Genomic DNA, 26,995 nt, shown 5'->3' with positions numbered 1-26,995 from the left:
TCAAGAAAGTTCGTTTAACGCATGCTTTCCTTCTTGCCATGCGTTTAGGTTTTCTATGGTTGTTGTAGCAATGTTTTGTAATGCTTCCTTGGTAGCAAATGCTTGGTGGGGTGTTACTAATGTTCTAGGGTGTTCTAGTAAAGCGTTTAGTGTTTTGTCTTCGAGTTTTTTTCCAGAGTGATCATAAAAAAAGATGCCGTGTTCTTTTTCATAGACATCGGTAGCATAGCCATGTATGTTACCCTCATCTAGTGCATTTAAAACTGCTTTGGTGTCTACAATGCCGCCTCTTGCTACATTTATGATGATAGGCTTTTTTTTCATTTTTCTGAAATAGGATGCATCGAATAAATGGTGTGTTATACCGGATAATGGCAAACAAATAAAAATAATATCTGCCTCCTTTGCAACAGCTTCTTTTGAGATATATTCTAAGCCATACTGTTCTATTAACTGTTTAGAATTACTGGTATCGTTGGCAAGAATCTTACAGCCAAATCCATGTAAAATTTTAACCAAAACACTTCCTATTTTGCCTGTGCCCATCACTGCCACGGTTTTTTGGTGAAGATCAAAACCTATGAGCTTGTCTAGAAGAAAATTGCCTTTTGCTATTTGTGTTTTGGCTTGAGGAATATGTCTTATATGAGAGAGCAGCAAGGCAACTGCATGTTCTGCGATAGCATGAGGAGAGTATCCTGGGGTGTTTGCTACTTTAAATTTAAGTTTCTTAGCGATTTTGACATTAATATTATCATGTCCAGCAGAGCGTAGTGTGATATACTTCACCCCAAAATCTCGCAGTTTTTCTAACACATTTGGATTTGCATCATCTGCTGAGAAAATAGATACGGCATCACAATTTATGGCAAGCATAGCGGTTTGTGATGTAAGTCTTTTTTCAGAGAACACAAGCTTGTGTACACCTCGATTGCTCTCTGTAAGTAATGGAATCTCGAAGGGTTTTGCACTAAAGATAAATACGTTCATTATTCTAGAAGTAATAGGTTATTTTCTTTCAAGTTTTTAAATAGCACTTGTATATAGCTACTAATATTTCGGTTTACTTTGGTGGCATCTACCACTTCAATCTCACCCGTCCATAACAGCTCTCGTTCTTTTCCTGGGCAGATACAAAACAGTGAAGTTTCTGTAGTGTATACTTGATATTGTTCCTCTTCTTCTTTGAAATATAAGTGTTGATTTCTGTAATAGTAATCTTCAAAATTTTGATTTTCTCTTGCATAATTTCGATAGGCATCTACTAGGGTGACTCTACTTTCTTTACCGGTTATTTTGGTAAATAAAATAGCATCAAAACCAGCTTCAAGCAGATCGTTTTCTATGGTGTTTAGCTGCTCCAAAGATTTCTCATTATCGGTGAAAGATGTTTCAAAAAAATCGATACTCTTTACCGAAATAATACCTTCTTTTTCAAATGCATTTGTCATTTGTTTTTCGTAAACTCTGCGTATTTCGCTGTCTGCAGAAATACCAATAACAAGTACTTTGTTTGCCTCAAAATTTATAGTGTCTGGGTTTTTGTATTGTTGTACTAATTGTGTAGCAGAACATCCTACAAAAAGGATATAGAAAGCGATAAGAGTTATATATACTAAGACTTTTTTCATACTATTTTATTTAAAATCAAACACTAGTTAGCATTCTTGGGTAATTTCTTTTGTTTGCTTTTTTTTAAAATTTCAGCAAGCATTTTAAAAATGGTTTTTTTTATTTTTTTGACATCGGAATGTAAATCCATTTCTGCTATCATGAGACTATAGTGCGTCTCTTTATAATCTTTTAATTCGTTTGGAATTTTAATGTCATCCAAAAGTGTTTGCAGGGTGTTGCGATGCACTTCTAATTGTCTTTGTAGCGCTTCTCCTCTTCTCGTTAGGTTTGACAATTCTGAGAATACAGCCTCACTTTCTAAGGAGGTTTTTCCGTAGATAAGTTCTAAGGTATGTCCTGCCACGAGGTCTCTTAAAAAATGTAATTCATCATGTAAGAATAATATATCAGAGATGCTAAGTAGGGTGTCTTCATGCAAACCTGCAGGATCTCTCCACTCAATAAATTTAAAATGTGTTTGTGTTTTTTTCATTGCTATCATAGTTAAAAAAGGCAGAAAACAACTCCTCAATTTGTTTCCTGCCTTGCAGCTAAGAGATTAGGCTATCTCAATTTTCTTTTTGGGCGGTGCAACGGAAGCTTCTGTTTTTGAAAGCTCCAGTTTTAAGACGCCATTGTTATAAGTAGCTTTTACCTCTTTTTCTTGATTTACATTGGTAGGAATTTGAAGTTTACGATCAAATGAGTTGTAATTAAACTCTTTACGAGTATAACCCTCTTGATTTTCTTCTACTTCCTCTTTTCGTTTTTCTGCACATACATGCAAAATGTCGTTTTCTAAAGAGACCTCGATGTCCTCTTTTGAAAAGCCTGGCACTGCCAATTCTACTTCAAAGTTTTCGGGGTTTTCTTTTATGTTCATCGCTGGGATCGTTGTTTTTTTGGTGAAAAAATCATCTTCAAAAAAATCATTTGTATCAAACCAACTTGCTAGACTTTCGTTTCTCCATGGAAACCTTCTTCTGTTAAATTTCACTAAAGACATAGTTTTGTTTTTTTAAGATTAATACTTGATTATAAGGTAAATATAACATCGTATTATGGCGTCTGAAATGATATTTGTCAGATTCTCTAAGATTTTTTGTTACCTAACAGCACTTCGTTAAAGGGAATTTAAGAAGGAAAAAAAGATACTATGGTTGCCCTTTGTTTTTCTGAAACTTTAATGCCGTTTCAAGGTATCTAAAGATGGTAAATTTGGTCTCTAAAAAATCCATATCTAAGCGGGTGTACCAATCTTTAAAATACTTTTGTTTGGTATAGAAATATTCGTCTATAGCAATTGCATCTTTATTTGGGTAGTTATCTAAATGCTCTTTAAACGCCGATGCTTCTTCCAAAAAAGAGGCTAACCTTTTTGTGAGTGCTGTGGTCTGCTTTTTAAATTGTACTAAATGTTCGTACAGATTTGGGATGCTGTTTTTATAAATAGGGGCATTTAAAAGATGCTCCATAAAACGTAAATCTTGTTCCATAAAACGACTGGCAGAAAACCAGATAGGTGCTTCAAGTGCTGCAGTTACTTTAGAAGATCTTTGCTGTTTCATTTTTGTTTTTTTTAACTGAAATTCTAAAGTACTCATAACACTTTCTTTGTACTATGATATTGGTCATACTACCTAAACAACAACTGTTTGGGTGTCATTCAATTTAGGAATGGTACAATGCCACGAAAACCTATCTTGTAATTTGACCCTTAACGATTGTAGTGCCGTAGGTTCTCCATGCACCAAGAATGTCTTTTCGGGAATGTTTTTTATCTCCCGCAACCAATCTAAAATTTCAAATTGATCTGCATGTGCCGAAAGACTTTCAATATGATGCACCGAAGCATTTACAGGATAATATTTTCCGAAGAACTTTAACTCATGAGCTCCTTCAAGAAGTTGTCTTCCGCGGGTGCCTTCAGCTTGATATCCTACCAATAAGATAGATGTGGTGGGTACGTCTATTAACTGTTTTAAATAAGTGAGTACTCTGCCTCCAGTAACCATACCGCTTCCAGCAATCACAATTTTTGGTCTAGGGTCATCGATGGTTTCCCAGGTTTCTTTGTAGGATTGCACGATGTTCATGCGATGTTTCATAGCAGCAAAATCTGCTGAAGCAATGGTATGCCATTCTGGAAAACGTTCAAATACAGACAGTACATTGGTGCCCATTGGGCTGTCTACAAAAATTGGGATGTTTGGAATGCGGCGTTTTGTGTACAGTTTCCATAAAATAAACATCAATGTTTGCAAACGCTCTACTGCAAAAGATGGAATGATAAGCGTTCCTCTATTGTGAACGGTATTGTTTATGAGTGCTATTAATTTTTCAGAAATGCTGTGTTTTGGATGCAGTTTTCCGCCATAGGTACTCTCTAGAAAAAGATAATCTGCCCATTTCGGTTTTTTTGGAGGACGCAATAATGCATCTTCTATTCTCCCAATATCTCCAGAAAACACAAAGGTTTTGCTAAATATTTTGAGTTCAATAAAAGTAGCTCCAATGATATGCCCATTGTATTGAAATCGAAACTGTATGTGTTCAGAAAGAGTATGCCAAGTTTCTGAAGCAACAGTTTTAAAAAGACCAATTGTTTTCTCGGCATCTCTAAGAGTGTAAAATGGTAATGCAAGAGCATGTTTTGAGTACCCTTCTTTGTTTGCTCTTTTTGCGTCTTCTTCATGTATTTTTGCACTGTCTTTAAGAATAATCTCTGTGATGGCAAGGGAAGGCGCCGTTCCAATAATACTTCCCGAAAATCCTTGTTTTTTGAGCCTGGGTAAATACCCTGTGTGGTCTAAATGTCCATGAGTTAGGAGTATGGTGTCAATTTTTGCAGCATCAAAAGGAATGTCTTACCAATTGAGTTCTCGAAGTTCTTTGAGACCTTGAAACATTCCACAGTCAATCATAATAGTATGTTCTGGAGTCTCCAAAAGAAATTTTGATCCCGTAACTGTGCCTGCTGCTCCTAAAAAATGAATGTTAATTGTTGGCATGAATGGAATGGTTGCAGAGCAATGATACTTCTCTTAAAATAATTTCTTTACGTTTCTCTGAAATACCTAAATGATCTAAATAAAAATGATCATTTACTAATTGCCTACAAAGTACAATGTCTCGGCTCAATAAAAATTGTTTTTCTCTTTGGGTTAACAAAGTAGATACGGTGATGGGGTATAAGCCTAATCGGTCAATACGATCTTTAATGGCGTTGTCTTTTGGGTGATCCCAGCTTATTAATTGCAATCCGGCACAACTTCCATACGTTAAAGCATCTGCTGTAAAACGTGTATTGGTGACGACCCAACCTTCATTGGGGCGATTGTTTGCGCTTTGGTATTGTGCAATAATATCTTGATATCTAGAATGTATGTATAAGGGTATTTTGACATTACAGGTGGTCGTTTTTTCACTATGAAATTTACATTCGGCTATAATGTGTCTTCCATTCTTTTTTGCAATCACATCTACTTCATGAGACACACATTTTCCTTGCAATGTTTTACCTACAATGACTTCATAACCAGAGTAGCTTAACAAGGCCCCAATAAATTTTTCGAAAGGAAAACCAGTGGGACCTAGCTCGTATATTGCTTTTTTTAATTTGTATTTTGAAGCATATACTCTTTTCTTTTTCTTCAGTAAAGCAAATGCCCTGTTGTATATTTCTTTGGTTGAAATTCCTTGGTATAACTCATCTCTAACCGTATTAATTATTTGAGACACTGTTGTTTCATCGGCACCACTTCGATATAAACTATTGCGTAGTTTCGTTATAGAAAAAGATACTTTTTCACCAGAAGACTTCCTAATTTGAATGGCATCGGTTTTCATAAGATACTTAATTTCTTAAGTCGTGTAAGGCTAGTACAGGCACTGTTGCTTTATACCCCAATTCTTTAACCATAGGTTTAGAAAAAATAGAGTTAAAGAACGCATGTTTTTTATTGATAAATGCAATCATTTGGCTCCCTCGGCTTTGTGTAAAAATGTTGAGACCTGTTTGTACATTGGTATCATGTAACTCATGAAACGTATAGGTTAACCCTTCAAAGCATTCTTCTAATAAGGCCTTTTTTTCTAGTTGCTCCTGAGATAAGCTATCTTCTTTTGAAACGTGCAGCACACGAATGGGCGCATTGGTTATTTTTGATATTTCATATAAGTGCTGTAATTCTCTGCGCTTAAAATGTGTCTTGTAACTTGTAGGGAAAACTATTTCATTAGGTTCGTTAAAGGATACATTTGTGGGAATCATAAAGACGGGGCAGTTGCGTACTTTTTCCATAAAATCAATACTATTACTACCAACTATTGTGTCTACATCGTCTGTCTCTCCTTTATTACTTATAATTACTAACTCAATGTCCTTATCTTCTACAAATTGTTTTACGGCTTCTAACGGTTGATTATAAACGCTTTTGGTGAAGTAGGTATGGTTGCTGGGGATATCTAAAACCTCTATTTTCTGTAATAGCTTTTCTAATCCTTGTTCAGATCTCTTTTTTGCTTCTTCATAATACCTTTCACCAGGTTCGGGTACCATGAGGTGATCTATAGAATAATTTTGCACCATAAATGCATTGAGTACGTAAAAATCTACTTCTTCATTTTTATATAATTGGCTTGCGTATTTAAGCGCATTCCAAGCGTTTTTTGAAAAATCTGTGGGTAAAAGAATCTTTTTTTTCATGATCTAGGGTGTTGAATGGGGTTTAAATATACTCTTAGTAAAAGAAGGTATCTATGATATTTATCAGTCTGCATCTGGTAGTATTAAAAAAGGGATTTTGATATGAGATGCTATATTTTTTAAAACAGCTTCTCTAAATAATTTTGTAAAGAAATCATGTTTGTAATATACCATTGCCAACAGATCTATTTCTTCTTCATTAAGGTATGAGGTAACGGCATTAGATTTCTGAGTAGTTTCTTGAAGCCACTGGGTTTCGGGTTGAAAAGGTGCTAATAGCTTAGAAATATGATGCGAGTTTTCAAGTTGTACCTCCGTCATTTTTTCTTTTTCATGTACATGTACAATTTTCAGAGCAATTTCTTTGTTTTCTAGTATTTGTGTTAACGATTTTAATTGGTCTTTAGAGGTAAACCGTTTAAAACCGGTTACAAAAGCTATTTTTTGTAGGGGTTTGAAATCTATCTCTAGCGGTACAATTAAAAGTGGAGCATTCCTAATTTTTTTAATCATTGTAAGGGTGTTGCTTCCCATGAATATAGCAGCAGCTCCTGTGGCTCCTTTGCCACCCATAACAACATAATCTATTTGTTCTTTAAGAATGAGTTTATTGATCGCTCTTGGTAAACTTAGTGAGGTAGCTATACTTCTAAAAGTGTGTTTGTGATTAAGGTTATCAAGATTTATTTTATGTATTTCTGCTTCACATTTTTGTTCAGTTGATTCATACAATTCTTCCACAAGCGCATCTGTTTTGCCTATGTCAACTCGGCTTGTTAAATTACTAACTTGATATTCAAAGGAGTGCATGATAATGAAATGCATCGCGTCTTCTTTAAATAATTGGGTAGCATAATACAATGCACTATAGGCATTTTTTGAAAAATCTGTGGGTACTAGTATTGTTTTCATAAGATGTATTTTATTGTCTTTCTACAGAAGGAATTACCAAAAATGGAACATGGGTGTGAAACACCACTTGATTAATTACAGGTTTAAAAAGCAAATTCTCTAATAGCGTGTGCTTGTTATGTACCATAATGATAAAGTTGATTTTGTTTTTAATTTGAAACGCTTCAATGGCTCCAAGTACATCGGTATCTTCTTTGATGTGAAATAAATGGGCATTGTCAATAAAAAAGACATCCAAAAATGCTTTGCAATCAATCTGTTTTTCTGAAAGTGGCGAACCGTAATAGGCATTTAAAATATGAAGCCTAGAGACATTGGTGTCGCATAATTCGCGCACCATTTCTAAATAACGATTGCTTCTTTTTATTTTATAATCTGTTGGAAATAAGATTTCTTTGGGAGTTTCAAATTCAAAATCTGATGGGACTGCCAATACAGGGATTTTCATTTTTTTGATGGCGTACATAGTATGAGTTCCTAAAAAAACTTCTTTGGCTCCAGTAGCGCCTTTTGTTCCCATAATTACCAAATCAATTTCATTTTCTTCTATCAAAAGTTTCATCTCTGGGATGAGCATATTGAAACTTGAAATACTCGTGTAGGTATGATTTGGGTTTGCAAATTGTTCTTCAATCTTTGTTTCAAGATCGTCTAGTTTTTTCTGAGAACTTTCTTGCGCAATTTTTTGTAGTTGCATTGCCGAAGTACTATCTAGCATACTCCCGGCACTTACAAATGTGGGTGTGTAGGTATGCAAAATAAAGAATTCGCATACTTCATGTCGGTATAATTGCACGGCATACGAGATGGCATTAAATGCATTGTCTGAAAAGTCTGTTGGAAGTAAGATGCGTTTCATTCGTGAGTGATTTTAGGTTCTTAAAATGTTATCTAGGTAGGTTTTGAAGCACCAGAAAAGGAATTTCGATAGCTAAACCAATTTTTTCTATAGTGGATTTGTATAAAATATTTTCCAGATAGGAGTGCCTATGATTTGTCATGACCAGCATATCCATATCTCGTTCTTTGATATTTTTATTAATGACCTCGGTAATATCTTTTCCAGGTGCTTTTATATGTGACAACTGGTTTTGTTCAAAACAACCCGAAATAAATGTTTTATAATCTTCTTGTCTGTGTGAAAGTTTTTTTGCTTCGGAAATATGAAGGAAATGTACCCTTGTTGCAAAACGACTTGCTAATGTGCTCACCAATTTTAGTTCTCTTCGATTATACGGAAGCATATAATTTGTGGGAAACAATAAATTTTGAGGACCATAGCCATGAAAACTAACAGGAACTGCCAAAACAGGACAGTTTACATATTTTATAACTTGCAGGGTTTGACTTCCAAAAGTGATATCCTTACGATTTGTTTTCCCTTTGGTTCCCATGACAATAAGGTCGGCGTTTTGAAAATCTGCTAGATCATTTACCTCATGTACTAAACTTCCAAACACTGCTTTGTAATTGTAGGTGTGTTTTGGATTGGGGGAGATGGTAAGCATTTCTGCCACGACCTTTTGTAAAGATCGAATGGTAGCCTCTTCTGTTTTTTCCTTGTATTGTTCAAAAAATTCGCGATCCATTTCCATGGTGTTTTCATACACATCATCGGCAAAGGCGTTCATTACAATAAAGTCGCTTTGGTCATATTTAAAAAGCTCTACTGCATACCGAATGGCATTCATGGCTGTTTCAGAAAAATCGGTTGGTATGATGATGGTTCTCATGAGATACTAGTTAAGATTATTGTATCAAAGCTAGTATGTAAGTCACTCTTATAAAATGATAAATATCAGTACCTAAAGATTTCAACTACTTACTCCCAATAGCTATCGGGATGCGAAATAAAAAAGAAGAAATTATTCATGTAGCACTAAAAAAGGGATTTGCATATGGTAGCTAATTTTTGTCACTTTTGGCTTAAATAAAATACGCTGAAAAAAGTTGAGGTTTTTTGCAATCATGGCAACGATATCGATCTTAAATGAATTGACAAAAGATTGCAATGCATCCTCTAAATTTGGATTTTCTACCACATGAAAGCTGCATGGAATTTCTTTACATTGTTCTTTAAGAAAGGTTCTATTATTTTTTTGGAATTCGTTTAATGGTTGCGCATTTTGAGCCACTCTTAATACTTTGATATTGGCGTTATGTGTATTTGCAATCGCTAATAATGTGTCTAAGACTTTACTTTTGTATTGTAAGTTAAAATCTGTTGGAAAGCCTATATTTATGGGTGTTACAAAGGAAGCTCTTTCTGGAATTACTAAGGTAGAGCATTTTACGCGTGTGATTACATCTCCTGTTTTACTCCCTAATGTCATTTCTTTTAAGCTAGATGCACCTTTGGTTCCCATGATGAGTAATTCGATAGTATGCTCTTTAATATATTCCCTAATAGAGGCTACAAATGAACCCTCTACTATGGCATTTTTAAGGGTATGTTTTTTATTGGGATACTTTTCTTGGAGAGTTTTGAGTAGCGTTTTCATTGCAACTTTTGGATCTTCACGTACTTCTTTTGGTGATACAAAACCTGCTGTGTGCAAATTTTTGTCTGATAGTATTGCTTGATGGGGACTGCTATGAAAGATGTGAAATGTTACCTGCGAATCTTTAAAAAAGTGCAAAGCATACTGCATGGCATTCCATGCATTTTGTGAAAAATCTGTGGGTATTAAAATATGTTGCATTACGTAGTGCTTAAAGCACAAATGTAGCAGGGTTATATCGCTTGAGTAATGACAAATATCAGTTTCAAAAAAAAACTATTCTATTTCTTCTAGGGCTTTAATATCTAGAATCTTAATCGTTCTTCCCTCTATATCGATAAGTCCTTTTTTCTTGAATTCAGAAAGGGTACGAATTAAGCTTTCGGTAGCAATACCTGCAACGCTGGAGAGATCACTCCTAGAAATTTTAATGGCTTCTTCGGGTTTCTTGTTTAAAATACGTGTGAATTGAAGAATGGTTTGGGCTGTTTTTTTTCGAACAGAACCATAAGCCATTTGCAATAGTTGTTCTTTAATTTCTGAAATATTATCGGAAAGAACATTTAATAACTCTACAGAAACATTATTGTTTTTAGTTAGAAGGTCTTTTAATTCACTTTTAGAAATAGCACTTAAAACGGTATCTTCTATGGCAATGGCATTTTCTTGATAGCGAACGTTGTGAGAGAAGGAGGTGAATCCTAAAAAGCTATCGGCTTGATGTAGGGTCGTGATGAGCTCTTTTCCGTGGTCTTCAGTTTTAGAGCACTTTACTACTCCTTTTGTAATTAAAAACACATTGTTTGAATGTCCGCCAATTTTATAGATAGTTTCTCCTTTACTATAGGTTTGGATCTCACCAGTATCGTCAAATAGATTTTTGAGTTCGTTTAAATTGCGAATGTCATCCTCTTTTTTTTTACTCGAAGTATCTAACATTTTTGCAAGAATTTCGGCTTTGGCTAACCTACTTTCTATGGCACTTATTAATTCTTCTTCTTCGAAGGGTTTGGTGAGATAATCGTCTGCCCCCAAATCCATTCCTTTTCTAATTTCTTTGTGTTCGGTCCTTGCCGATAAAAAGATAAAGGGTATATGAGATGTGGTGGGTTCTAGAGATACGGCCTCAAGTACGCCATAGCCATCTACCTCGGGCATCATAATATCGCATACAATAATATTAGGGAGTTCTTTTTTTGCTAGTTCAATCCCAATTCTTCCATTAGGTGCAGTCACAACAGAATAGTTAGAAAGCTCTAGGAGTTCTGCTGTGTTTTCGCGAAGTGCAGTGTCGTCTTCAATTAATAAGATGGTTTTCATGAGCTATTAGGTTAGGCTGGCAGGTATGTTAATAGTAAAGGTTGTTCCATGGTTTTGAACACTCTCAAAATCAATCGTTCCTCCTAAGTTTTCTAAATGCGTTTTTACAATATTTAGTCCAATTCCAGTTCCTTGATCGAGCAGTGCGTTTTCTGCTCTAAAGTATCTGTTAAAAACATATTTTTGTTCTTTTTCTGGAATTCCAATACCCTCATCTTTAATGGCTATTTGCAGCTTGTTTTGTTTCATTTCTGCTGAAATATATATGGTAGTATTTTCAGAAGAATATTTAACGGCGTTGTTAATGAGGTTGGTTAAAATAAGTTCTAATATTTTTTCGTCAAAATCTATAAAGATACTATCAATGTTTTCAGGGTATTCAATGTGCTGCCCTTCTTTAAGCAACATATTGGCATCGTATATTACTTCATTAACAACTTTACTTAGAGGGAAGTTTGTGAACATATAATTCACTTTTCCACTTTCTAAACGTTCAATTGATAAGAAGTCATTAATAATATTGTTGAGGTATTTTACCTTTCCTTGGATGGTTTTAAGATGTTTTTCTCGCTTTTCTTGTTGCTCCTCTTTGGTGTATTTTCCAGCCAAGGTCGCAGAAGTTAAAATACCACTCAGCGGTGTTTTAAATTCGTGTGATACCAATGACAAAAATTTGGTTTTTAACTCTCCTAGTTCTTTTTCTTTGACCAAGGCTTCTTCTAATTGTCTGGTACGCTGTGCGACTGTTTTTTCTAATTTTTGAGTATACTCTGCTCGCTCTGTAATATCGAGGATAATGGCAACAAGACTTTCCGAATTGTGCGTAACAGATTTCTGAAGATGCACTTCTACTGGATACGTACTCCCATCTTTACGTTGGTGTACCGTGTTAAATTTAATTTTTGTTTTACGCTCTTCTAGTAAGGGTTTAATTTCCTCGAGAAACTGTGCCTTGGTAAAGTTGGGTTTTATATCTACAGGAGTTAATGCTCTTAGCTCTTCAATGGTATATCCAATATTGTTTTGAGCGCCCTTGTTTACATCAATAAAGTGTAAAGAATCTGCACTAAAAATATAAATTTCATTGAGGGATTCATTAAAAATGTTGGCCCAATGTTTTAATTCTTGTTCTGCCTTTTTTCTTACTGAAATGTCAATAACCAAAGCCATTACATAATCATTATCGTATATTCTAAAAGGATTTAAACCAACCTCTACGGGAAAATGAGAACCATCTTTACGAAGGCCATAAAGATCTCTTCCATGACCCATTTGTCTTTTCCCGGTATTTTTCATGAAACCTGTTACCAACTTGTGGTGGCCCCCATGAAAGTTTTTTGGGATTAATACATCGAGATGTTGCCCTTCTAGTTCTTCTTCGGCATATCCAAAGAGTTCATTAGAAGAGTTATTGGTAGCAACAATGGTTTGCTCTTTGTTTACAATAATAATTCCTTCCGAAACTGCTTCAGAGAGAATTTTAAACACATTACTTCCTTTTTTAAAGACCTCCATGGGGTAAAAATACCAAATATATCTTTAGAAATCTTTTGGGGGTACCTGATAAATATCATAGTCTGCACAAAACTACCCTAGTATTTTTATCTCATTAAAACACAGGTTTATGAATACAGTAAGTACACCAGAATTATTGTTCTATCAAAAAATGGGAGAATTGTTTTATGCAGTTGCTGCTGCAGATAGAGTAGTGCGCAAAGAAGAATACAACATGCTCACAAAATTGGTGGAAGAAGAATGGAAAGCCTTAGATGATTATGTAGATCATTTTAAAGCAGATGCGGCCTATCAAATCTCTATTGTTTTTGAATGGTTCGATTATGAGCGTATGGACGCTCAATACTGTTTCGATAGTTTTTGTGAGTACTATAAAAGCCATAAAAAACTATTTACACCCGAACGTAAAAGGCTCATACAAAAAACAGTCTACAAAATAGCAACTGCCTATAGTAGAACTAATAAAAGTGAGCTTATCATGATTAACAAACTAGCCCTATTGTTTAAAAAATAATACAACCTCCTTATGAAAGCCTTATATATATTTAGCATTTTATTATTTCTTTTTTCTTGTAAAAACCCCACCGAGAATGCCCAAACAACTCCAGTTGTTGAAACCGAAAAAGAAGAGAAAATAACTACTTCTTTTGAAGAGGTATTACCCTTTGATACTCTTTATAAGATATCCGATAAAGATATTGAAAAAACAAAAGCTGTAGAGATTAAAAGACAGCAACTCATCGATAAGAAAGATGATGAACTAGAATTGCAAGAGCTCATCATTAAAAAGACATTTAAAAAAGATGAAGATCTGTATGTAATTGACTTTACCTACCCGTACCTCAATGAGGGTTTAAAAGAGTCCTATCATAATTTTAATGAATACCTTGAAGAAACCTACATGGATATAGCAGGGGTAGAGGCAAGTATTTTAGAAGACAAAGAAATGATTTGCGATACCTTAGCGATTAACAGATTCAAAGAAAAAAGATTGGTAGATTATAAGATTTATAATCTAAATGAAACACTCGTGAGTGTGTTGTTTTACAAAGAGAATTATTATTCCGGAACCCTGCATCCTTCGTATACATTCGATTGTTTGAATTTTGATTTAGAGCGTTCGGTGTTTATGAATTATGATGATTTCTTTAATGAAGGCACCGAAGAAGAAATGACAAAAATTCTCAACGAGGTACTTTCAGAAAAAATAAATCAAGGAGATATTTATTATGACTGCTGGGAAATATCCTTTGACGATTTCTTCGAATACAAAGACAATTTTGTAGTCAATGACAGAAAGGTTGAATACTACTTTGATGACTGTGTCATATGTCCTTCTTATACAGGTACATTTTCTGTGCAGATACCTTTAGAAAGATTACTTCCCGTGCTCAAAAAATACAATTTAAATCCAATGTTATTATAGTATGAGATTGTTTGCGTCATTCTATATCGTTGCGTATGTGTTGCTTGCAATTGTCATGTTTGTATTGCCTTTTTTTAGCACTACTAGCTATTCGATTTTAGAGAACACCGTTAGCGAATTAGGAGCCCAAAAAGTACCAGGGAATTGGCTTATAAATACAAGCATCATGGCTATGAGTTTCGCCATTGCCTTACTTGCAACAAAGCAATTAAAATTACATTGGAAACAGCTCATCGGCATTTATTTTTTTAGCATTTCTTTTTTTCTAACTGGGATGTATCAACTCGCAGGGTTTGAATCACACCAACATATTTTTAATTATACAGATGATGCATTACATGCTCTTTTTTCTGTAATTACTGGAGTAGCATTTTGTCTTTTTTGTGTACTGCTGATCTTTATTTTAGAGAAGCGAAGCCACAAATTGCAGACAGTAGCAGCTTTTTCTTTTGCATTAGGTATGCCCATACTTATGTGGCAATTTCCAGAGTATAAAGGAGTTTTTCAGCGCCTCTTGTTTTTAGGGACTTTTGCATGGCTTTTTTATGCCTTAACCAACTATACATTTAAATATAAAGTCGTATTTTAAGTGTGCTGAAATATTAAAAAAATACCCTAATGAAAAATAATTTTAAAAACATAATCACCTCAGAAACACCTGTACTTGTTGACTTCTTTGCTACTTGGTGTGGGCCTTGCAAAGCATTAGCTCCAGTATTAAAACAAGTAAAAGATGAAATGGGAGAGACTATAAAAATCATTAAAATTGATGTTGATAAAAACCAATCTTTAGCAACTCAATATCAAATAAAAGGAGTGCCCACCATGTTATTGTTTAAAGCAGGAAAACAAGTTTGGAGACAATCTGGAGTGCTTTCCAAAAATGAAATTATACAAATAATTAAATCTAAATAACGTGACAGACTTACACACATACATAGAACACACCCTATTAAAAGCGACAGCAACTTCGCGTGATATTATAGCCCTTTGTAAGGAGGCAAAGCATTATAACTTTTATGGAGTTTGTGTAAATAGTTGTTATGTGTATTTGGCCGCAAACGAATTAAAAGAGCATCCTTCAAAAGTAATTACTACCATAGGCTTTCCCCTCGGAGCAGCTTCGATAGAGGCAAAAAAGGAAGAAACAAAACAAGCCTTAAAAGATGGAGCAGATGAATTTGATTTGGTGCTAAACCTTGGATACTATAAATCTGAATTATCAAAATCGGTTAGTAAAGAAATTAGAGCCATAAAGAAAATCATTGGAGAAAAGACACTTAAGGTAATTATCGAAACCTGCTATCTCTCTCCTCCAGAAATTACTGCCATTAGTCAACTTGCTAGATTAGCAGGCGCAGACTTTATAAAAACATCTACGGGGTTTGGTCCAAAGGGCGCTCTTTTAAATGATGTTAGGCGTATTAAAAAGAGTGTTGGAGAACAAATGAATATCAAAGCTTCTGGAGGAATTAAAAATGCAAAACAAGCCATTGCATTTATAAAAGCAGGAGCCAGTAGAATTGGAACTTCAAATGGTGTGGCCATTGTATATGATCCAAAAAATCATGAATTATGAGTACTCATATAGAAGCAAAAAAGGGAGAAATTGCTGAAACAGTTTTATTACCTGGAGATCCTATGCGCGCCAAATGGATTGCCGAAAATTTTCTAGAGAATCCTAAAATTTATAATGAAGTACGAGGCATGTTGGGCTATACAGGTACTTTTAAGGGAAAACCAGTTTCTGTGCAAGGCACGGGTATGGGAATTCCGTCGGCACTTATTTATTGTAATGAACTAATCAAAGAATACGGAGTTAAAAAATTAATACGAGTGGGGAGTGCTGGCTCTTATCAACCAGATGTAAAGATTAGAGATATTGTTATAGCTATGGCAGCTTCTTCTACTTCGGGCATTAATAATTCAAGGTTTATTAATGCAGATTACTCACCAACAGCCAACTTCGAACTTTTTATGAAAGCAGCACATTATGCGAAAGACAATAACATTGACATAAAAGCTGGAAACGTATTGTCAAGTGATGAGTTTTATGAAGACGATGCAAATGCCTACAAAAAATGGGCGGAATTTGGAGTGCTTTGTGTAGAAATGGAAGCTGCAGGATTGTACACCATTGCGGCTAAATATAATGTGCAAGCACTTGCTATTTTAACTATATCAGATTCGCTAGTAACTAAAGAAGCGACCTCTTCTCATGAGAGAGAAACAAGCTTTGCAACCATGGTTGATATTGCATTACACTGCATATAAAAAAGCGCATCCTACTCAAGAAATGCGCTTTTTAAAAACTAAAAATCTAAACTAATCTAAACTTTAAACGTCATAATGGGTAAATCACTGTGGTTTACTAATGACTCTCCTATGTTCTGTGAAAAGAAGTGTGCTAACCCTCTTCTACCATGGGTAGGGATTACAATAAGGTCTGCGTTAAAAGAAGTACTGTAAGAGTAAATACCTTGTTCTAAGTTAAAATCGCAATAGTACTTAATGTTATGAAACACATCATTGTTATCGATACCGCTTTTCAGTATAAACTGTAATGCTCTCTCTTCCATTTGTTGGCTGCTCAAAAATTTATCGGGTGTATTAATAAACACTATTCTAAAATCGGAGCCTATTGTGTTGAAGAATTGCAATGCCTTTTTAAAGGGTTCAATAAAATCGGTATTAAAATCGCAAGCAAAAACTACTTTGTCCATGCTTAAATTACGATTTCGGTTTTTTACAACAAGTACCGGAATTTCTGAACTACGCACTACCTTTTCTGTATTAGAACCAACAAAAACTTCTTTTAAGCCACTAGCTCCATGAGATCCCATGACAATAAGGTCTGCTTTAAAATCGACAGCAACGTTATTAATTTCATGAAACTCTTTGTAGTTCTGAACGGTTGTTTCAATCTCAATACCTTCAAGATAGTCACGGTCTAAAAATTCACTAAAACGTTTTTCGGCTAATTTCATATAGTAAATTGCTTCAAACATCTCTTGTGATTCGTTTTTGGTCAAGACTGCTTCAGATAAGCCCATCATGTGTAGCACGACTAATGAGCCATTGTTTTTCTTTGCTAATGTTGCAGCTACCTCTAGGGCATATTCTGAATGTTCAGAAAAATCGATAGGGACTAATATTTTTTTCATCTAAGAAGATATGTTTTGGTTTGTAAATTTTGCTTTACGTTTTTTTAATTGCACAAGGAGATCTGATATAGTTTCTTTTACCGCCATTTCAAAATTTTTCTCATTCGAAGTTGCAAACAATTTTGGACCAGGCAGGCTTAGTTCTATTTCACAGATATAGCCTTTTTCTGTAGGGTCTTTTTCAGTTTTAAAAAAAACATCTGCACGAATCACCCACTCGTATTTTTTTGCAATACTCTCTAGTTTCTTTGTTACATATTCTGTCATCGTTTCGCTTGCCATTAATTTGACATATTGAATATTTATTGTCATAACTATTTGTTTTAATGTATAGCTCAAAAGTAGCTGCTACATTGCTTTCAAACTATGATAAATGTCATCTGTCTTTACCAAATTATAATAGACACTTTATAGTCTAAAATTCGCTCTTCTAGATGTGCTATTTTCATGGGTTCTTTTTTAGTCTTTTTTAGCTTCGCGCTCTTTTTTTCTGAAATATCCTCTAAAGAAAAAGTTGTGTTGTAGCGCGGTCATGTTTTCATTTAATTTTTCAGAGGCTTCTTTTATTTCTCGCAATGTAGCATCAATTTCTTTGGGAAGGGTTTCGTCTTTTGTAAGGTAATTAAAAGCACTTTCGGCGCTATTAATTTCAGAAATCATAGTTTCCAATTCTTGTGTAGCTTCGGAAATATGAGTGCTCGATGCTTCTAGCTTTGCAACCACATTTTTAACTTGGTTTCCAACTAAAGTGTCTGTCAGCAAAACTCCTGCAGCACTATTGTGCATATCTATCTTTGAGAATTTAGTGTTTAAAGAGTTTACTAATGCATTGGCTCCTGTTGTTGTTTGCTTCAAGTTATCGAGCATCAGGCGGATGTCTTTTGTGAGTAGCGAATCTGTAATTAAGGCCCCTAAAGCCCCTTCACCTTCTAAAATTTTATTGGTAATTTGTAATAGATCAGATGTGAGAAGTGCTGCATTTTCGTTGGTGACATTTAGGGTAGAGAGCATGTCGTCTGCACCAATTTTACTATAGGTAGCAATGGTGTCACCAGAAGTTATTGCTGCTAAATTCTCTTTTCCAGGGAGAATGTTAACGACCATACTACCCACCAATCCATCTGAACCAATGGTAGCAATAGCATCTTGTTTTATATAAGCGCCCGTTTTTTCTTCTACCATCATTTGTACTAAAATGGCACCTTGATGTATCATTTCTATATCACCAACAGTACCCACATTAATTCCAGAATAGCGAACATTATTGCCTAATTGCAATCCGTTTACATTTTGGAACACTGCATAGACCTGAATGTTCTTACTAAAAATATGCTGTCTGTTTCCCACAAAGTATAAGGCAGCAACTAATAAAAGGGTGCCTATAATCACAAAGAGACCAAGACGTGTTTTATGGATGTTTGTTTTTTTATTCATAGTATTAGTTTTTAAAAAATGCCTTCACTTGAGGGTCATCCGATTGTGATAATTCTTCATACGTACCTTCTGCGTAATTAATACCATCGACCAATAAAATCATGCGATTGCTTATTACTCTTGCACAATCCACATCATGAGTGATAATTAAAGAAGATGTTTTATAGGTTTTTTGAATGCTACGCATGAGCTCAATAATTTCATTTGCAGTGATGGGGTCTAAACCCGTGGTAGGCTCGTCGTATAAAATGATTTTTGGCTTTAAAATTAAAGCTCTCGCTAAGGCTACACGTCTTTGCATACCGCCCGAAAGTTCTGCGGGCATAAGATCAATAGCATGTAAAAGCCCTACGTTTTCTAGTGCTTCTTTAACAAGCGTGTCTGTACTTTGGTTATTTTCTGGGGTTGTTTTGTTTCTGCGTAGTGGAAACTCTAAATTTTCACGAACCGTCATCGAATCATAAAGCGCACTCCCTTGAAATAGAAAACCTATTTCGGTACGCAAGAGATCTAACTCCTTTCTTCCTAAAGAAATAATGTCAAAATCTTTTATGGTTATGGCACCACTTGTTGCTTCCATAAGTCCCACCAAGCATTTAATCATGACTGATTTTCCAGATCCAGATTTGCCCATGATGACTAAATTTTCTCCTTCGTATAGCTGTAAGTTGAATCCTTTTAAAACATGATTATCACCAAAGCTTTTGTGTAAGTCTTTGATTTCTAATACAGGTTTTTTTGCAGATATGTTTTTTAGTTGTTTCATATTTCAGTAAAAAATATCGGTGAGAAATACGGCAATAAAATCAATTACAAAGAGCAGCATAGAAGTATATACTACAGCAGTATTTGAAGCTTCACCAACTCCAACGGTTCCTTTAGAACTGTTATATCCTTTGTAACAACCCACAAGACCAATGGCGAAACCAAAGAAAAAAGACTTAATGGTTGCAGGAACGATATCACTAAATTTTAAGGCATCAAACACCTTGTTGAAATACAATAGATATGAAACTTCACCCTTTAAATTTTCAATAATAGCAGAGCCCACTAGGGCAACAGCATCACCCATTATAATTAGTAGCGGTAACATTAAAGTGGTCGCAAGGATGCGAGTAACCACTAAGTATTTAAATGGATTGGTGCCAGAAACTTCCATAGCATCAATTTGTTCGGTTACTTTCATGCTGCCTAATTCTGCACCAATGCCAGATCCAATTTTTCCAGCACAAATAAGTGCGATGATTACCGGGCCAATTTCTCTCACAATAGACAGGCTTACCATGGAGGGCATCCAGGATGCAGCTCCAAAATTTTCTAGGGTTGGTCTTGATTGTAATGTAAATACCAATCCTAGAATGAACCCTGTTACGCCTACCAAAAGAAAAGAACGATTTCCCATCTGATAGCATTGTCGGATCAACTCTTTCCACTCAAAGGGGCTGCTAAACAATTCTTTAAAAAATCGAATTGCAAAATAGGTCATGTCTCCCACTTCTTGGAAAAAGTGTTTTGATGCATCAAGTATGGAATTTTTTCTATTCAAGATGATGTGTGTTACTATGAAACGATTCTATCAAACCTACTATCCATGCAAACACTGATGTCTGTGGTGATGAACTTGCCATCCAAAAACAAACTAAAAATAGTTGCTGGAGTAGGTGCTTTTTGTGCCTGTTCCATGGTTTCTAATTTTATGATTTGAAGGGGTAGGTTTCTTTTAGTTGCAGTTTCAATCAATGAATTTTTTGCATGAAATTCTGCAAATGGACATCGGTTAGAATAATAAACTACAATTCCCTTTTTTTCTGGACATGTTCCATTTACAACCGAAGGATTAAAAGTTGGTTGTATTTCATTTTCATTAAATTTTTTAATCAATAAACTAAATCCATAAGTAGTACTATCGCAAACTTCAAAGCCTTGTTGGAGGAGCCATTTAGTATCACTCATAAAATGAAACTTTTTAGTGCCTACGACGGTCACTACCCCTGCTTTTTTTTGTTTTTTTGCATCATCTATAGCTAATTGAAGTAAGGATTTTCCATATCTGTTTTTTTTATAGCGTCCCGAAACCCAAAAACAATTAATGTTTATATAATTAGGCGCATGAATTGGGATCCAAGCCTTTTCGGCAGGGCCATATTCAATAAATACTTTGGCGCGAGCATCTATTCTTTTGAATACATATCCATTTGCAAATTCTTTAGAAAGCCAATCCTTTTTAGCGAGATAGCTGTCTGTATATTTTTTATTAGAAAAAGCGCAACAAATATGCTCGTTAGCAATATTGGATGTTGTAATATTTATGAAGGGTTCCATTAGTTGGTATACACATTTGGTTTCTCGTAAAAATAAGAGCTCAGATGTTTCAAATACATGATATTAATCAGTTCACGAAATTGATATATGTCATTGTAATGATTAGACTTAGAAAGTACTTTTGTAAGTAAAATATTGAATCATGAAAGCAATATTAGAAGTTCAAAACCTGAAATGTGCTGGATGTGAAAAAACGATTGTAGATACCTTATTAAAGGTAACGGGTGTTTTGGATGTTGCTGTAACGGTTGCTACGAGTACTATTTATGTGAAGTATAAAAACGAAGGGACGCTTGTCGATGTGGTTTCGAAACTTTCGCAAATGGGATATCCAATTTTAGGGGATACCAATACACTTTTTAAAAAAGCAACTTCGTATGTGAGTTGTGCTGTCGGAAAAATTAAAAAGTAGGTATGCTATAAATTACTAATGATACTAGCCAGCCCTATGCCTAGTATTAAAACTAATACGATATATCTAAATTGCTCTTGTGATATTTTGTGTAGTATTTGCTTCCCAATCCAAGTACCTAGAATCCCCACCACAATTAAAATAGGGATAAGGTAGAGAAGCTCCGATTTTATGTACCCATTAAAATAGTATACAATCGTTCTGCTAAAATCTACGCCCAAATCGATTACAGCTGATGTAGCTATAAATTTGTTTTTATTCATTTTAAAAGCTGCTAAAGTAATCCCTCGTATGGCTCCTCCTGTTCCTAAAACTCCGGCACTTAATCCAGAGAGGACTCCACCAATAACAGCGTTTCTTTTAGTTGGTTTCACAACTAGTTTTCTGAAAATTAAGAATACCAAGCTAAGGATAACTAAAAAGAACCCTAGCAAGTAAGTAAGGATCTTAGGGTCAAGATATTTACTTAGAAATCCTCCTATAATCACAAATAGCACTGCAGGAATACCAAGTTGTACTATTATTTTTTTGTCAAGTCCTTTTCTGAAAAATGCAATTTTTGTGATATTACTTGAGACATGATAAAGGGCAGTTATTCCCAAAACTGACTGAAAATCCAAAAAGAAATTGGCAACTGGCACAAAAAACACCGAAGAGCCAAAGCCACCTACAGTCCCTAATATTTCAGCAACAAGCGATAGAAGAATAAAGACAGGAAGATAACGAGATAACATATATATGGATATGTTTTCAAAAGTAGGCGTATGAAAATATCGTTACTATGATAAATGTCAATCCTGTAAACTAGTTAAAACACCATCGCATTATTTTTTGTCCAAAAAAAGGCACAAAAAATACGTGCTTGCTAACAGTATCAATTCCTGGATTATATAGTATTTAACTTCTATTTTCTTAATTTTCTTCGCACTCACTTTTGTACTTGGTTTGTAATTCCCCCTTTGAAGGGGGCTAGGGGGATGTTTTTTTGAAATAATTTCTGTGGATAGTTAAAAAACACCATCGCATTATTTTTTGTCCAAAAAAAGGTACAAAAAATAAGTGCTTGCTACCAGCATCGATTCCTGTAGAATTAAAACACAATTGAAAACAAAAAACCCCGAAACAAAAGTTTCAGGGTTTTAATGTGGTACCTCCAGGAATCGAACCAGGGACACATGGATTTTCAGTCCATTGCTCTACCAACTGAGCTAAGGTACCATTTGCTTTGTTAAATACTTAACTTAGCGGGTGCAAATATAGTAGTATTTTCATTGCTGCAAAATAAATTTTAAAAAAATAAAGTATCAATTTTAAATTCTTCTACACTTTCTTGAAAAGGCATGAAATAACTGCGTATTTTTGTCGTCTTTACTGCAATATGAACCTTATCGTAGATGTTGGAAATACTTTGTACAAGTTTGCTGTGTATCATGGCGATGTTCTTGTAGAAAAGCTGGCATGTCAAAAAGAAGAGGTACTTTCTCAATTACAACAGCTTAGCGAAGACTATCCAGGACTTACCCATTGTATTGTATCTTCCGTCGGTAGCTTTTCTGATAAAGCAATGCGCTTGTTAAGAGAAAAATATCAAGTACATGAGTTATCGCATGAAAGTGTAATTCCTTTTGAGAATGCTTATCAAACACCAACAACCCTAGGAGTAGATAGAATTGCACTAATTGCAGCTGCCGCTGTGATATTTCCGAAGAAAAATGTAGTAGTCATAGACGCTGGAAGTGCCATTACATACGATTTTCTAACCAATGAAAATCGATATTTGGGAGGAGCCATAGCGCCTGGAATTGCGATGCGTTACAAAGCACTTCATTCTTTTACTGCAAACCTTCCGTTGTTAGAAAAAACAGCCGACTTTTCTTTAATTGGAAATACGACAAACGCGGCGATGCATAGTGGTGTTTTACAGGGAGTTATACTAGAGCTCGATGGGGTGATTAACGAATATAAACGACAGTATGCCGAATTAACAATTATTTTAACAGGTGGAGACGCTCATTTTTTGCGAGATAGATTAAAAAATGACATCTTTGCCAACTCAAATTTTCTGTTAGAGGGCTTAAATTACATTTTAGAACATAATAAAGATTGATGTTGAAGCGAATTTTCATTGGAGTATTTTTACTCATTAGTACCGTAACTATGGCCCAGAGAGGGACCTCATCACCATATTCATTTTTTGGTATTGGAGCCCTAAATTTTAAAGGAACTGTAGAGAATAAATCCATGGGAGGGATTAGTGTTTTTTCAGACAGTATCCACCTTAATATTCAAAACCCTGCGGGACTAGCAGAGCTTGGGTTGGTAAATTATACCATTGGTGGAAGTTATAAGTTAACCACACAAAAAACCAATACCCAAGAACAACAACAGTCTACGGCGTCATTCGATTACCTAGCGGTTGGAATTCCAATGGGCAAGTTGGTGGCAAGTTTTGGACTCATTCCTTTTAGTTCGGTTGGTTATGATCTGGAAAATGTGAACGACGATGTAACTACTCGATTTACAGGAGAAGGGGGTTTAAATAAGGCCTTCTTAACGTTTGCATATCGCGTTACTCCTAATTTTAGTTTGGGTATTGATACCAACTATAACTTCGGAAATATTCAAAACACAGCCTTTAGCCAGCAAGACGATTTAGAGCTAGGTTCTAGAGAAACAAATAGATCTGATTTACTTGGCTTTAGTTTTAACTTTGGCGCTAGATATAAAGCTAAAGTGACCAAAGATTTAGAGCTTCAAACATCGATAGCCTATACTCCAGAAACTAATTTTAAGTCTGAAAACTCTAGACAGAGAGCCACTGTTTTTGAACTTCCTTCAGGAACACAAATTGTTCGAGAAGAACTTGAAGTACCTGTAGAGGATACAGATTTTACTTTTCCATCCTTACTAACAGTTGGTGCAGGAATTGGAAAACCAAAACAATGGTTTGTAGGGGTAGAATATGCAAATCAAAAAACCAGTAATTTTACAAACCGTACGTTTGATTTGCAGAATGTTACCTTTACAGATGCATCTAAATTTAGAATCGGAGGATTTTATGTGCCTAATTATAGTTCGCTTACAAGTTACTACAAAAGAATTGTTTACAGAGTTGGAGTGCGTTTTGAAGAGACGGGTATTAATGTAAACGAACAAGACATAAAAGAGTTTGGCATATCTTTTGGAGTTGGACTACCTGTTGGAAGATTATTCTCAAATGTAAACCTAGGTTTTGAGTTTGGAAAAAGAGGAACAACAGATTTTGGATTAATTCAAGAAAACTTTTTCAACACAACTTTAAGCTTATCATTTAACGATAGATGGTTTAATAAACGATATTTAGATTAACACAATAAACACTACCACGATGAAAATGAAGATTATTTTAACAGGAATGTTGCTAGCGCTAACCATAAGTACAACTTCTGTATTTGCGCAAGACGGACAAGAATGTGTAGCTATGGTTTCTTTATTTACAGAACCAGCAAAAGCAAAAAATTACCAAGAGGCATACAAGCATTATGACAATGTAGTTACAAAATGCCCGCAAACAACGATGGCTGTATACCAATACGGAGCTAAAATGTTTGAAGATTTTATCAAAAAAGGTGATAAAACTAAAATTTCAGATTTAGAAAAATCATACCAAATGAGAATGCAGTACTATCCTTCAAAAACAAAAGAAGGTGATGTCTTGAGTAAATTAGCTCAGGTGCGTTTTGATAATGGTATCGGAAACAAACAAGAACAGTTTGATGCTTTTGATAATGCCTACAAAAAAGATGCAACGAACTTTAAAAGTCCAAAAGCATTATATACGTACTTTTCATTAGCAAAAGACCTCTATACAGATGGTCAAAAAGACTTGCAAGAGGTATTTGACTTGTATGATGTTGTGAAAAATAAAATGGAAATGGAAGAAGGGAAGTTGGCTAAAAGGTTAACCGAACTTATCGACAAAGAAGAGGCTGGAGAAACTTTGTCTAGTAAAGAGAAGAAAAAGTTAAGTGCTTACGAAAAAAACCTTGGAATTTTTGGTAAAGTAAAAGGAAGCGTTGATAGCAAACTAGGTAACATAGCAGATTGTCCTAACCTAGTGCCATTGTACAACAAAGACTTTGAGGCAAAGAAAAACGATATCAATTGGGTACGCAGTGCAGCAGGTCGTTTATCTGGAAAAGATTGTACGAATGATCCATTGTTTATCAAATTAGTAGAACAGTTAGATAGATTAGAGCCAAGTGCAGATACAAAAATGTACCTAGGGCAGTTAGAAGCTCAAAAAGGAAACAGTGCAAAAGCGTTGCAATACTATGAGCAGTCTGCAGGTATGCAAACAGATCCTAACAAACAAGCTAGAATCTATTACAAAATTGCTGAAGAAAAGCGTAAAGCTGGAAGTTATGGTGCTGCAAGAACATACTACAATAAAGTATTAGCTGTAAAACCTAATGATGGTAGATCTTACTTGAAAATTGCTTCTATGATAGCAAAAAGTTCAAACAGTTGTGGAGGTACTCCTTTCGAAAAAAGAGCTGTAAACTGGAAAGCTGCCGAGTATGCAGATAAAGCTGCCAGAGTAGATCCTTCTATTGCAGGAAATGCAAGAGCTGCTGCATCAAGTTACAGAGCACGTGCGCCACAAAAAACCGATATTTTCTCTGCAGGTATGGCAGGTAAAACAATCCCTCTTAAATGTTGGGTTGGTGGTAGTGTAAGAGTACCAAACTTATAATATGAATATACAATCATATAGCATAACAAGCGTGATGGCCTTCCTAATGGTCATCACGCTTTTTGCATGTGATGATAATTATAAAGACAAACAAAAATTATCCATTAAAGATGATCAGCCACTGGCAATTGGTAAAGAAGTCAATCTAAAATATACAGACAGTGGTAAGGTTGTAACCAATTTATTGGCCAAAAGCTTATTAGATTTTTCAAATTACGAGTTCCCGTACCAAGAATTTCCCGACGGTGTAGAAGTGCATTTTTGGGAAGATGGTAAAGAAAGCACTGTGACCTCAAAATATGCTATTAGATTCGGTAAAACCGGCATTATAGATTTAAGAGAAGATGTTGTTTTGGTTACTAGTGATAGTTTGGTGTTAAAGGCCTCCCAGCTCTATTGGGATCAAACCAATCAATGGGTATTTACAGATCAACCCTATCAAATAAAGTTTAAAGACGGCTCCTACAATGACGGAGCTCGTTTTGATTCTAGTCAGGATTTTACAGAGTTTTTGTCAAGAAAAAATGCAGGAGTACAACTCATAGAACAACAAGAAACCGAAGAAAATGAGAAATAAAATCTACCAACTTTTTGAATATGCCTACATTGCAATGGCCATTGGATCTATATACCTTGTGGTGACGCATTGGACAGAAAATAGAGGACGTGCATATATGTATATATTTTTTGGAATTGTAGCAATATTCATGTTTTTCTTTAAGCGTAAGTTTAGAAAAATGATAGAAGAGCGTAACAAAAACCAAGACCAGAACTAATTTTTTTAGTGAATAGTGAGTGCTGATTAGTGAAACGTTTGCCTTTTTCAGTTCTTCGGAAATATTAGTTGGTACAAAGAGTTTAGGTGTTTAAAAGTTCCAAAGTGACAAAGGAACAAAGTTTCAAAGTTGGAAAGATCCACTTTCAAATCAAAA

32 protein-coding genes, 1 tRNA gene and 1 pseudogene are annotated in these 26,995 nt (G+C 35.0%); 12 read left to right on the top strand and 22 right to left on the bottom strand.

What is annotated here, in order from left to right; all coding sequences use genetic code 11:
• The 14 genes and pseudogenes from ACY2RS_RS01905 to ACY2RS_RS01840 form a co-directional block, all read right to left on the bottom strand.
• The gene (locus tag ACY2RS_RS01905; RefSeq protein WP_490096901.1) at window positions 1-990 is read right to left on the bottom strand and encodes an NAD(P)-dependent oxidoreductase; all 990 of its coding nucleotides are present in this window, start codon (window positions 988-990) and stop codon (window positions 1-3) included.
• Window positions 990-1,631 (bottom strand): hypothetical protein, encoded by a 642-nt coding sequence (locus ACY2RS_RS01900; protein WP_490096900.1) that lies wholly within the window; start codon window positions 1,629-1,631, stop codon window positions 990-992. The genes ACY2RS_RS01905 and ACY2RS_RS01900 overlap by 1 nt, the downstream gene beginning before the upstream one ends.
• 23 nt (window positions 1,632-1,654) lie before the next feature.
• Window positions 1,655-2,107 carry a hypothetical protein gene (locus tag ACY2RS_RS01895; protein ID WP_490096899.1) on the bottom strand — a complete coding sequence of 151 codons (453 nt, stop codon included), beginning with the start codon at window positions 2,105-2,107 and terminating at the stop codon, window positions 1,655-1,657.
• 66 nt (window positions 2,108-2,173) lie between these two features.
• Complete coding sequence (locus tag ACY2RS_RS01890; RefSeq protein WP_490096898.1) at window positions 2,174-2,620, bottom strand: Hsp20/alpha crystallin family protein; 447 nt, start codon at window positions 2,618-2,620, stop codon at window positions 2,174-2,176.
• 148 nt (window positions 2,621-2,768) lie between these two features.
• Window positions 2,769-3,182, bottom strand: a complete 414-nt coding sequence (locus ACY2RS_RS01885) for a hypothetical protein (RefSeq protein ID WP_490096897.1) — start codon at window positions 3,180-3,182, stop codon at window positions 2,769-2,771.
• Between the two features lie 72 nt (window positions 3,183-3,254).
• Window positions 3,255-4,625, bottom strand: a pseudogene (locus ACY2RS_RS01880) (MBL fold metallo-hydrolase RNA specificity domain-containing protein).
• Window positions 4,612-5,463: an ATP cone domain-containing protein gene (locus ACY2RS_RS01875; protein ID WP_490096896.1), complete on the bottom strand. Its 852-nt coding sequence runs from the start codon at window positions 5,461-5,463 to the stop codon at window positions 4,612-4,614. Before ACY2RS_RS01875 ends, ACY2RS_RS01880 begins: the two are co-directional and overlap by 14 nt.
• A gap of 7 nt (window positions 5,464-5,470) precedes the next feature.
• A complete protein-coding gene (locus tag ACY2RS_RS01870; RefSeq protein WP_490096895.1) occupies window positions 5,471-6,322 on the bottom strand; it encodes a universal stress protein in 852 nt (283 codons plus the stop codon).
• Window positions 6,323-6,385: 63 nt separating this feature from the next.
• Window positions 6,386-7,234, bottom strand: a complete 849-nt coding sequence (locus tag ACY2RS_RS01865; RefSeq protein WP_490096894.1) for a universal stress protein — start codon at window positions 7,232-7,234, stop codon at window positions 6,386-6,388.
• Between the two features lie 10 nt (window positions 7,235-7,244).
• Window positions 7,245-8,093, bottom strand: coding sequence for a universal stress protein (locus ACY2RS_RS01860; protein ID WP_490096893.1), 849 nt, complete (start codon window positions 8,091-8,093; stop codon window positions 7,245-7,247).
• Window positions 8,094-8,121: 28 nt separating this feature from the next.
• Window positions 8,122-8,967 (bottom strand): universal stress protein, encoded by an 846-nt coding sequence (locus tag ACY2RS_RS01855; protein WP_490096892.1) that lies wholly within the window; start codon window positions 8,965-8,967, stop codon window positions 8,122-8,124.
• A 132-nt stretch (window positions 8,968-9,099) separates the two neighbouring features.
• A complete protein-coding gene (locus ACY2RS_RS01850) occupies window positions 9,100-9,936 on the bottom strand; it encodes a universal stress protein (RefSeq protein WP_490096891.1) in 837 nt (278 codons plus the stop codon).
• Window positions 9,937-10,011: 75 nt separating this feature from the next.
• Window positions 10,012-11,055, bottom strand: coding sequence for a response regulator (locus ACY2RS_RS01845; RefSeq protein ID WP_490096890.1), 1,044 nt, complete (start codon window positions 11,053-11,055; stop codon window positions 10,012-10,014).
• Window positions 11,056-11,061: 6 nt separating this feature from the next.
• Entirely contained in the window at window positions 11,062-12,570 is a 1,509-nt protein-coding gene (locus ACY2RS_RS01840; protein ID WP_490096889.1) for a sensor histidine kinase, read from the bottom strand.
• A gap of 109 nt (window positions 12,571-12,679) precedes the next feature.
• On the opposite strand from ACY2RS_RS01840, the gene ACY2RS_RS01835 reads away from it, so the two are divergent.
• From ACY2RS_RS01835 to deoD, 6 genes are read left to right on the top strand one after another with little or no spacing between them, the layout of a single operon-like run.
• Window positions 12,680-13,084, top strand: a complete 405-nt coding sequence (locus tag ACY2RS_RS01835; RefSeq protein WP_490096888.1) for a hypothetical protein — start codon at window positions 12,680-12,682, stop codon at window positions 13,082-13,084.
• 12 nt (window positions 13,085-13,096) lie between these two features.
• Window positions 13,097-13,996, top strand: a complete 900-nt coding sequence (locus ACY2RS_RS01830; RefSeq protein WP_490096887.1) for an RsiV family protein — start codon at window positions 13,097-13,099, stop codon at window positions 13,994-13,996.
• A 1-nt stretch (window position 13,997) separates the two neighbouring features.
• A complete protein-coding gene (locus ACY2RS_RS01825) occupies window positions 13,998-14,585 on the top strand; it encodes a DUF998 domain-containing protein (RefSeq protein ID WP_490096886.1) in 588 nt (195 codons plus the stop codon).
• A gap of 29 nt (window positions 14,586-14,614) precedes the next feature.
• A complete protein-coding gene (gene trxA, locus ACY2RS_RS01820) occupies window positions 14,615-14,911 on the top strand; it encodes a thioredoxin (protein ID WP_490096885.1) in 297 nt (98 codons plus the stop codon).
• A 1-nt stretch (window position 14,912) separates the two neighbouring features.
• Entirely contained in the window at window positions 14,913-15,575 is a 663-nt protein-coding gene (gene deoC, locus ACY2RS_RS01815; protein WP_490096884.1) for a deoxyribose-phosphate aldolase, read from the top strand.
• Window positions 15,572-16,270: a purine-nucleoside phosphorylase gene (gene deoD / locus ACY2RS_RS01810; protein WP_490096883.1), complete on the top strand. Its 699-nt coding sequence runs from the start codon at window positions 15,572-15,574 to the stop codon at window positions 16,268-16,270. The genes deoC and deoD overlap by 4 nt, the downstream gene beginning before the upstream one ends.
• A 56-nt stretch (window positions 16,271-16,326) precedes the next feature.
• Here deoD and ACY2RS_RS01805 read toward each other — a convergent pair whose 3' ends face one another.
• The 6 genes from ACY2RS_RS01805 to ACY2RS_RS01780 all read right to left on the bottom strand — a co-directional run bounded on the left by ACY2RS_RS01805 (window position 16,327) and on the right by ACY2RS_RS01780 (window position 20,916).
• Window positions 16,327-17,160, bottom strand: coding sequence for a universal stress protein (locus ACY2RS_RS01805; protein ID WP_490096882.1), 834 nt, complete (start codon window positions 17,158-17,160; stop codon window positions 16,327-16,329).
• Window positions 17,161-17,472 carry a ribosome hibernation-promoting factor, HPF/YfiA family gene (gene hpf / locus ACY2RS_RS01800; RefSeq protein ID WP_490096881.1) on the bottom strand — a complete coding sequence of 104 codons (312 nt, stop codon included), beginning with the start codon at window positions 17,470-17,472 and terminating at the stop codon, window positions 17,161-17,163.
• 147 nt (window positions 17,473-17,619) lie between these two features.
• Entirely contained in the window at window positions 17,620-18,594 is a 975-nt protein-coding gene (locus ACY2RS_RS01795; protein ID WP_490096880.1) for an MlaD family protein, read from the bottom strand.
• A 4-nt stretch (window positions 18,595-18,598) separates the two neighbouring features.
• Complete coding sequence (locus ACY2RS_RS01790; protein ID WP_490096879.1) at window positions 18,599-19,360, bottom strand: ABC transporter ATP-binding protein; 762 nt, start codon at window positions 19,358-19,360, stop codon at window positions 18,599-18,601.
• Between the two features lie 3 nt (window positions 19,361-19,363).
• Window positions 19,364-20,146 (bottom strand): MlaE family ABC transporter permease, encoded by a 783-nt coding sequence (locus ACY2RS_RS01785; protein ID WP_490097091.1) that lies wholly within the window; start codon window positions 20,144-20,146, stop codon window positions 19,364-19,366.
• An 8-nt stretch (window positions 20,147-20,154) separates the two neighbouring features.
• The gene (locus tag ACY2RS_RS01780; protein WP_490096878.1) at window positions 20,155-20,916 is read right to left on the bottom strand and encodes a YoaP domain-containing protein; all 762 of its coding nucleotides are present in this window, start codon (window positions 20,914-20,916) and stop codon (window positions 20,155-20,157) included.
• 142 nt (window positions 20,917-21,058) lie between these two features.
• Here ACY2RS_RS01780 and ACY2RS_RS01775 point away from each other — a divergent pair, with 142 nt between their 5' ends.
• Window positions 21,059-21,328, top strand: a complete 270-nt coding sequence (locus ACY2RS_RS01775) for a heavy-metal-associated domain-containing protein (protein ID WP_490096877.1) — start codon at window positions 21,059-21,061, stop codon at window positions 21,326-21,328.
• A 5-nt stretch (window positions 21,329-21,333) separates the two neighbouring features.
• On the opposite strand, the gene ACY2RS_RS01770 is transcribed toward ACY2RS_RS01775, so the two are convergent.
• Both ACY2RS_RS01770 and ACY2RS_RS01765 read right to left on the bottom strand, forming a co-directional pair.
• On the bottom strand, window positions 21,334-22,062 hold the full coding sequence (locus tag ACY2RS_RS01770) for a sulfite exporter TauE/SafE family protein (protein ID WP_490096876.1): 729 nt from the start codon (window positions 22,060-22,062) through the stop codon (window positions 21,334-21,336).
• A 411-nt stretch (window positions 22,063-22,473) separates the two neighbouring features.
• Window positions 22,474-22,546, bottom strand: a tRNA-Phe gene (locus tag ACY2RS_RS01765).
• A 160-nt stretch (window positions 22,547-22,706) separates the two neighbouring features.
• On the opposite strand from ACY2RS_RS01765, the gene ACY2RS_RS01760 reads away from it, so the two are divergent.
• From ACY2RS_RS01760 to ACY2RS_RS01740, 5 genes are read left to right on the top strand one after another with little or no spacing between them, the layout of a single operon-like run.
• On the top strand, window positions 22,707-23,435 hold the full coding sequence (locus ACY2RS_RS01760; protein ID WP_490096875.1) for a type III pantothenate kinase: 729 nt from the start codon (window positions 22,707-22,709) through the stop codon (window positions 23,433-23,435).
• Window positions 23,435-24,676, top strand: coding sequence for a BamG family beta-barrel-assembly machinery protein (gene bamG, locus ACY2RS_RS01755; RefSeq protein WP_490096874.1), 1,242 nt, complete (start codon window positions 23,435-23,437; stop codon window positions 24,674-24,676). The genes ACY2RS_RS01760 and bamG overlap by 1 nt, the downstream gene beginning before the upstream one ends.
• Window positions 24,677-24,695: 19 nt before the next feature.
• Window positions 24,696-26,063 carry a tetratricopeptide repeat protein gene (locus ACY2RS_RS01750; protein ID WP_490096873.1) on the top strand — a complete coding sequence of 456 codons (1,368 nt, stop codon included), beginning with the start codon at window positions 24,696-24,698 and terminating at the stop codon, window positions 26,061-26,063.
• Between the two features lies 1 nt (window position 26,064).
• Entirely contained in the window at window positions 26,065-26,640 is a 576-nt protein-coding gene (gene lptC, locus ACY2RS_RS01745; RefSeq protein ID WP_490096872.1) for an LPS export ABC transporter periplasmic protein LptC, read from the top strand.
• Entirely contained in the window at window positions 26,630-26,839 is a 210-nt protein-coding gene (locus tag ACY2RS_RS01740; protein WP_490096871.1) for a hypothetical protein, read from the top strand. The genes lptC and ACY2RS_RS01740 overlap by 11 nt, the downstream gene beginning before the upstream one ends.
• The last annotated feature ends 156 nt before the right edge of the window (window positions 26,840-26,995 follow it).

The organism is Patiriisocius sp. 208BN25-11, assembly GCF_058147145.1.
This window is presented reverse-complemented; position numbering and strand designations above follow the sequence as displayed.

Excerpts from the sequence above, each read along its gene's own strand:
- ACY2RS_RS01905 (WP_490096901.1), bottom strand. The coding sequence starts at position 990 with ATGAACGTATTTATCTTTAGTGCAAAACCCTTCGAGATTCCATTACTT.
- ACY2RS_RS01900 (WP_490096900.1), bottom strand. The coding sequence starts at position 1,631 with ATGAAAAAAGTCTTAGTATATATAACTCTTATCGCTTTCTATATCCTT.
- ACY2RS_RS01895 (WP_490096899.1), bottom strand. The coding sequence starts at position 2,107 with ATGAAAAAAACACAAACACATTTTAAATTTATTGAGTGGAGAGATCCT.
- ACY2RS_RS01890 (WP_490096898.1), bottom strand. The coding sequence starts at position 2,620 with ATGTCTTTAGTGAAATTTAACAGAAGAAGGTTTCCATGGAGAAACGAA.
- ACY2RS_RS01885 (WP_490096897.1), bottom strand. The coding sequence starts at position 3,182 with ATGAAACAGCAAAGATCTTCTAAAGTAACTGCAGCACTTGAAGCACCT.
- ACY2RS_RS01875 (WP_490096896.1), bottom strand. The coding sequence starts at position 5,463 with ATGAAAACCGATGCCATTCAAATTAGGAAGTCTTCTGGTGAAAAAGTA.
- ACY2RS_RS01870 (WP_490096895.1), bottom strand. The coding sequence starts at position 6,322 with ATGAAAAAAAAGATTCTTTTACCCACAGATTTTTCAAAAAACGCTTGG.
- ACY2RS_RS01865 (WP_490096894.1), bottom strand. The coding sequence starts at position 7,234 with ATGAAAACAATACTAGTACCCACAGATTTTTCAAAAAATGCCTATAGT.
- ACY2RS_RS01860 (WP_490096893.1), bottom strand. The coding sequence starts at position 8,093 with ATGAAACGCATCTTACTTCCAACAGACTTTTCAGACAATGCATTTAAT.
- ACY2RS_RS01855 (WP_490096892.1), bottom strand. The coding sequence starts at position 8,967 with ATGAGAACCATCATCATACCAACCGATTTTTCTGAAACAGCCATGAAT.
- ACY2RS_RS01850 (WP_490096891.1), bottom strand. The coding sequence starts at position 9,936 with ATGCAACATATTTTAATACCCACAGATTTTTCACAAAATGCATGGAAT.
- ACY2RS_RS01845 (WP_490096890.1), bottom strand. The coding sequence starts at position 11,055 with ATGAAAACCATCTTATTAATTGAAGACGACACTGCACTTCGCGAAAAC.
- ACY2RS_RS01840 (WP_490096889.1), bottom strand. The coding sequence starts at position 12,570 with ATGGAGGTCTTTAAAAAAGGAAGTAATGTGTTTAAAATTCTCTCTGAA.
- ACY2RS_RS01835 (WP_490096888.1), top strand. The coding sequence starts at position 12,680 with ATGAATACAGTAAGTACACCAGAATTATTGTTCTATCAAAAAATGGGA.
- ACY2RS_RS01830 (WP_490096887.1), top strand. The coding sequence starts at position 13,097 with ATGAAAGCCTTATATATATTTAGCATTTTATTATTTCTTTTTTCTTGT.
- ACY2RS_RS01825 (WP_490096886.1), top strand. The coding sequence starts at position 13,998 with ATGAGATTGTTTGCGTCATTCTATATCGTTGCGTATGTGTTGCTTGCA.
- trxA (WP_490096885.1), top strand. The coding sequence starts at position 14,615 with ATGAAAAATAATTTTAAAAACATAATCACCTCAGAAACACCTGTACTT.
- deoD (WP_490096883.1), top strand. The coding sequence starts at position 15,572 with ATGAGTACTCATATAGAAGCAAAAAAGGGAGAAATTGCTGAAACAGTT.
- ACY2RS_RS01805 (WP_490096882.1), bottom strand. The coding sequence starts at position 17,160 with ATGAAAAAAATATTAGTCCCTATCGATTTTTCTGAACATTCAGAATAT.
- hpf (WP_490096881.1), bottom strand. The coding sequence starts at position 17,472 with ATGACAATAAATATTCAATATGTCAAATTAATGGCAAGCGAAACGATG.
- ACY2RS_RS01795 (WP_490096880.1), bottom strand. The coding sequence starts at position 18,594 with ATGAATAAAAAAACAAACATCCATAAAACACGTCTTGGTCTCTTTGTG.
- ACY2RS_RS01790 (WP_490096879.1), bottom strand. The coding sequence starts at position 19,360 with ATGAAACAACTAAAAAACATATCTGCAAAAAAACCTGTATTAGAAATC.
- ACY2RS_RS01780 (WP_490096878.1), bottom strand. The coding sequence starts at position 20,916 with ATGGAACCCTTCATAAATATTACAACATCCAATATTGCTAACGAGCAT.
- ACY2RS_RS01775 (WP_490096877.1), top strand. The coding sequence starts at position 21,059 with ATGAAAGCAATATTAGAAGTTCAAAACCTGAAATGTGCTGGATGTGAA.
- ACY2RS_RS01770 (WP_490096876.1), bottom strand. The coding sequence starts at position 22,062 with ATGTTATCTCGTTATCTTCCTGTCTTTATTCTTCTATCGCTTGTTGCT.
- ACY2RS_RS01760 (WP_490096875.1), top strand. The coding sequence starts at position 22,707 with ATGAACCTTATCGTAGATGTTGGAAATACTTTGTACAAGTTTGCTGTG.
- bamG (WP_490096874.1), top strand. The coding sequence starts at position 23,435 with ATGTTGAAGCGAATTTTCATTGGAGTATTTTTACTCATTAGTACCGTA.
- ACY2RS_RS01750 (WP_490096873.1), top strand. The coding sequence starts at position 24,696 with ATGAAAATGAAGATTATTTTAACAGGAATGTTGCTAGCGCTAACCATA.
- lptC (WP_490096872.1), top strand. The coding sequence starts at position 26,065 with ATGAATATACAATCATATAGCATAACAAGCGTGATGGCCTTCCTAATG.
- ACY2RS_RS01740 (WP_490096871.1), top strand. The coding sequence starts at position 26,630 with ATGAGAAATAAAATCTACCAACTTTTTGAATATGCCTACATTGCAATG.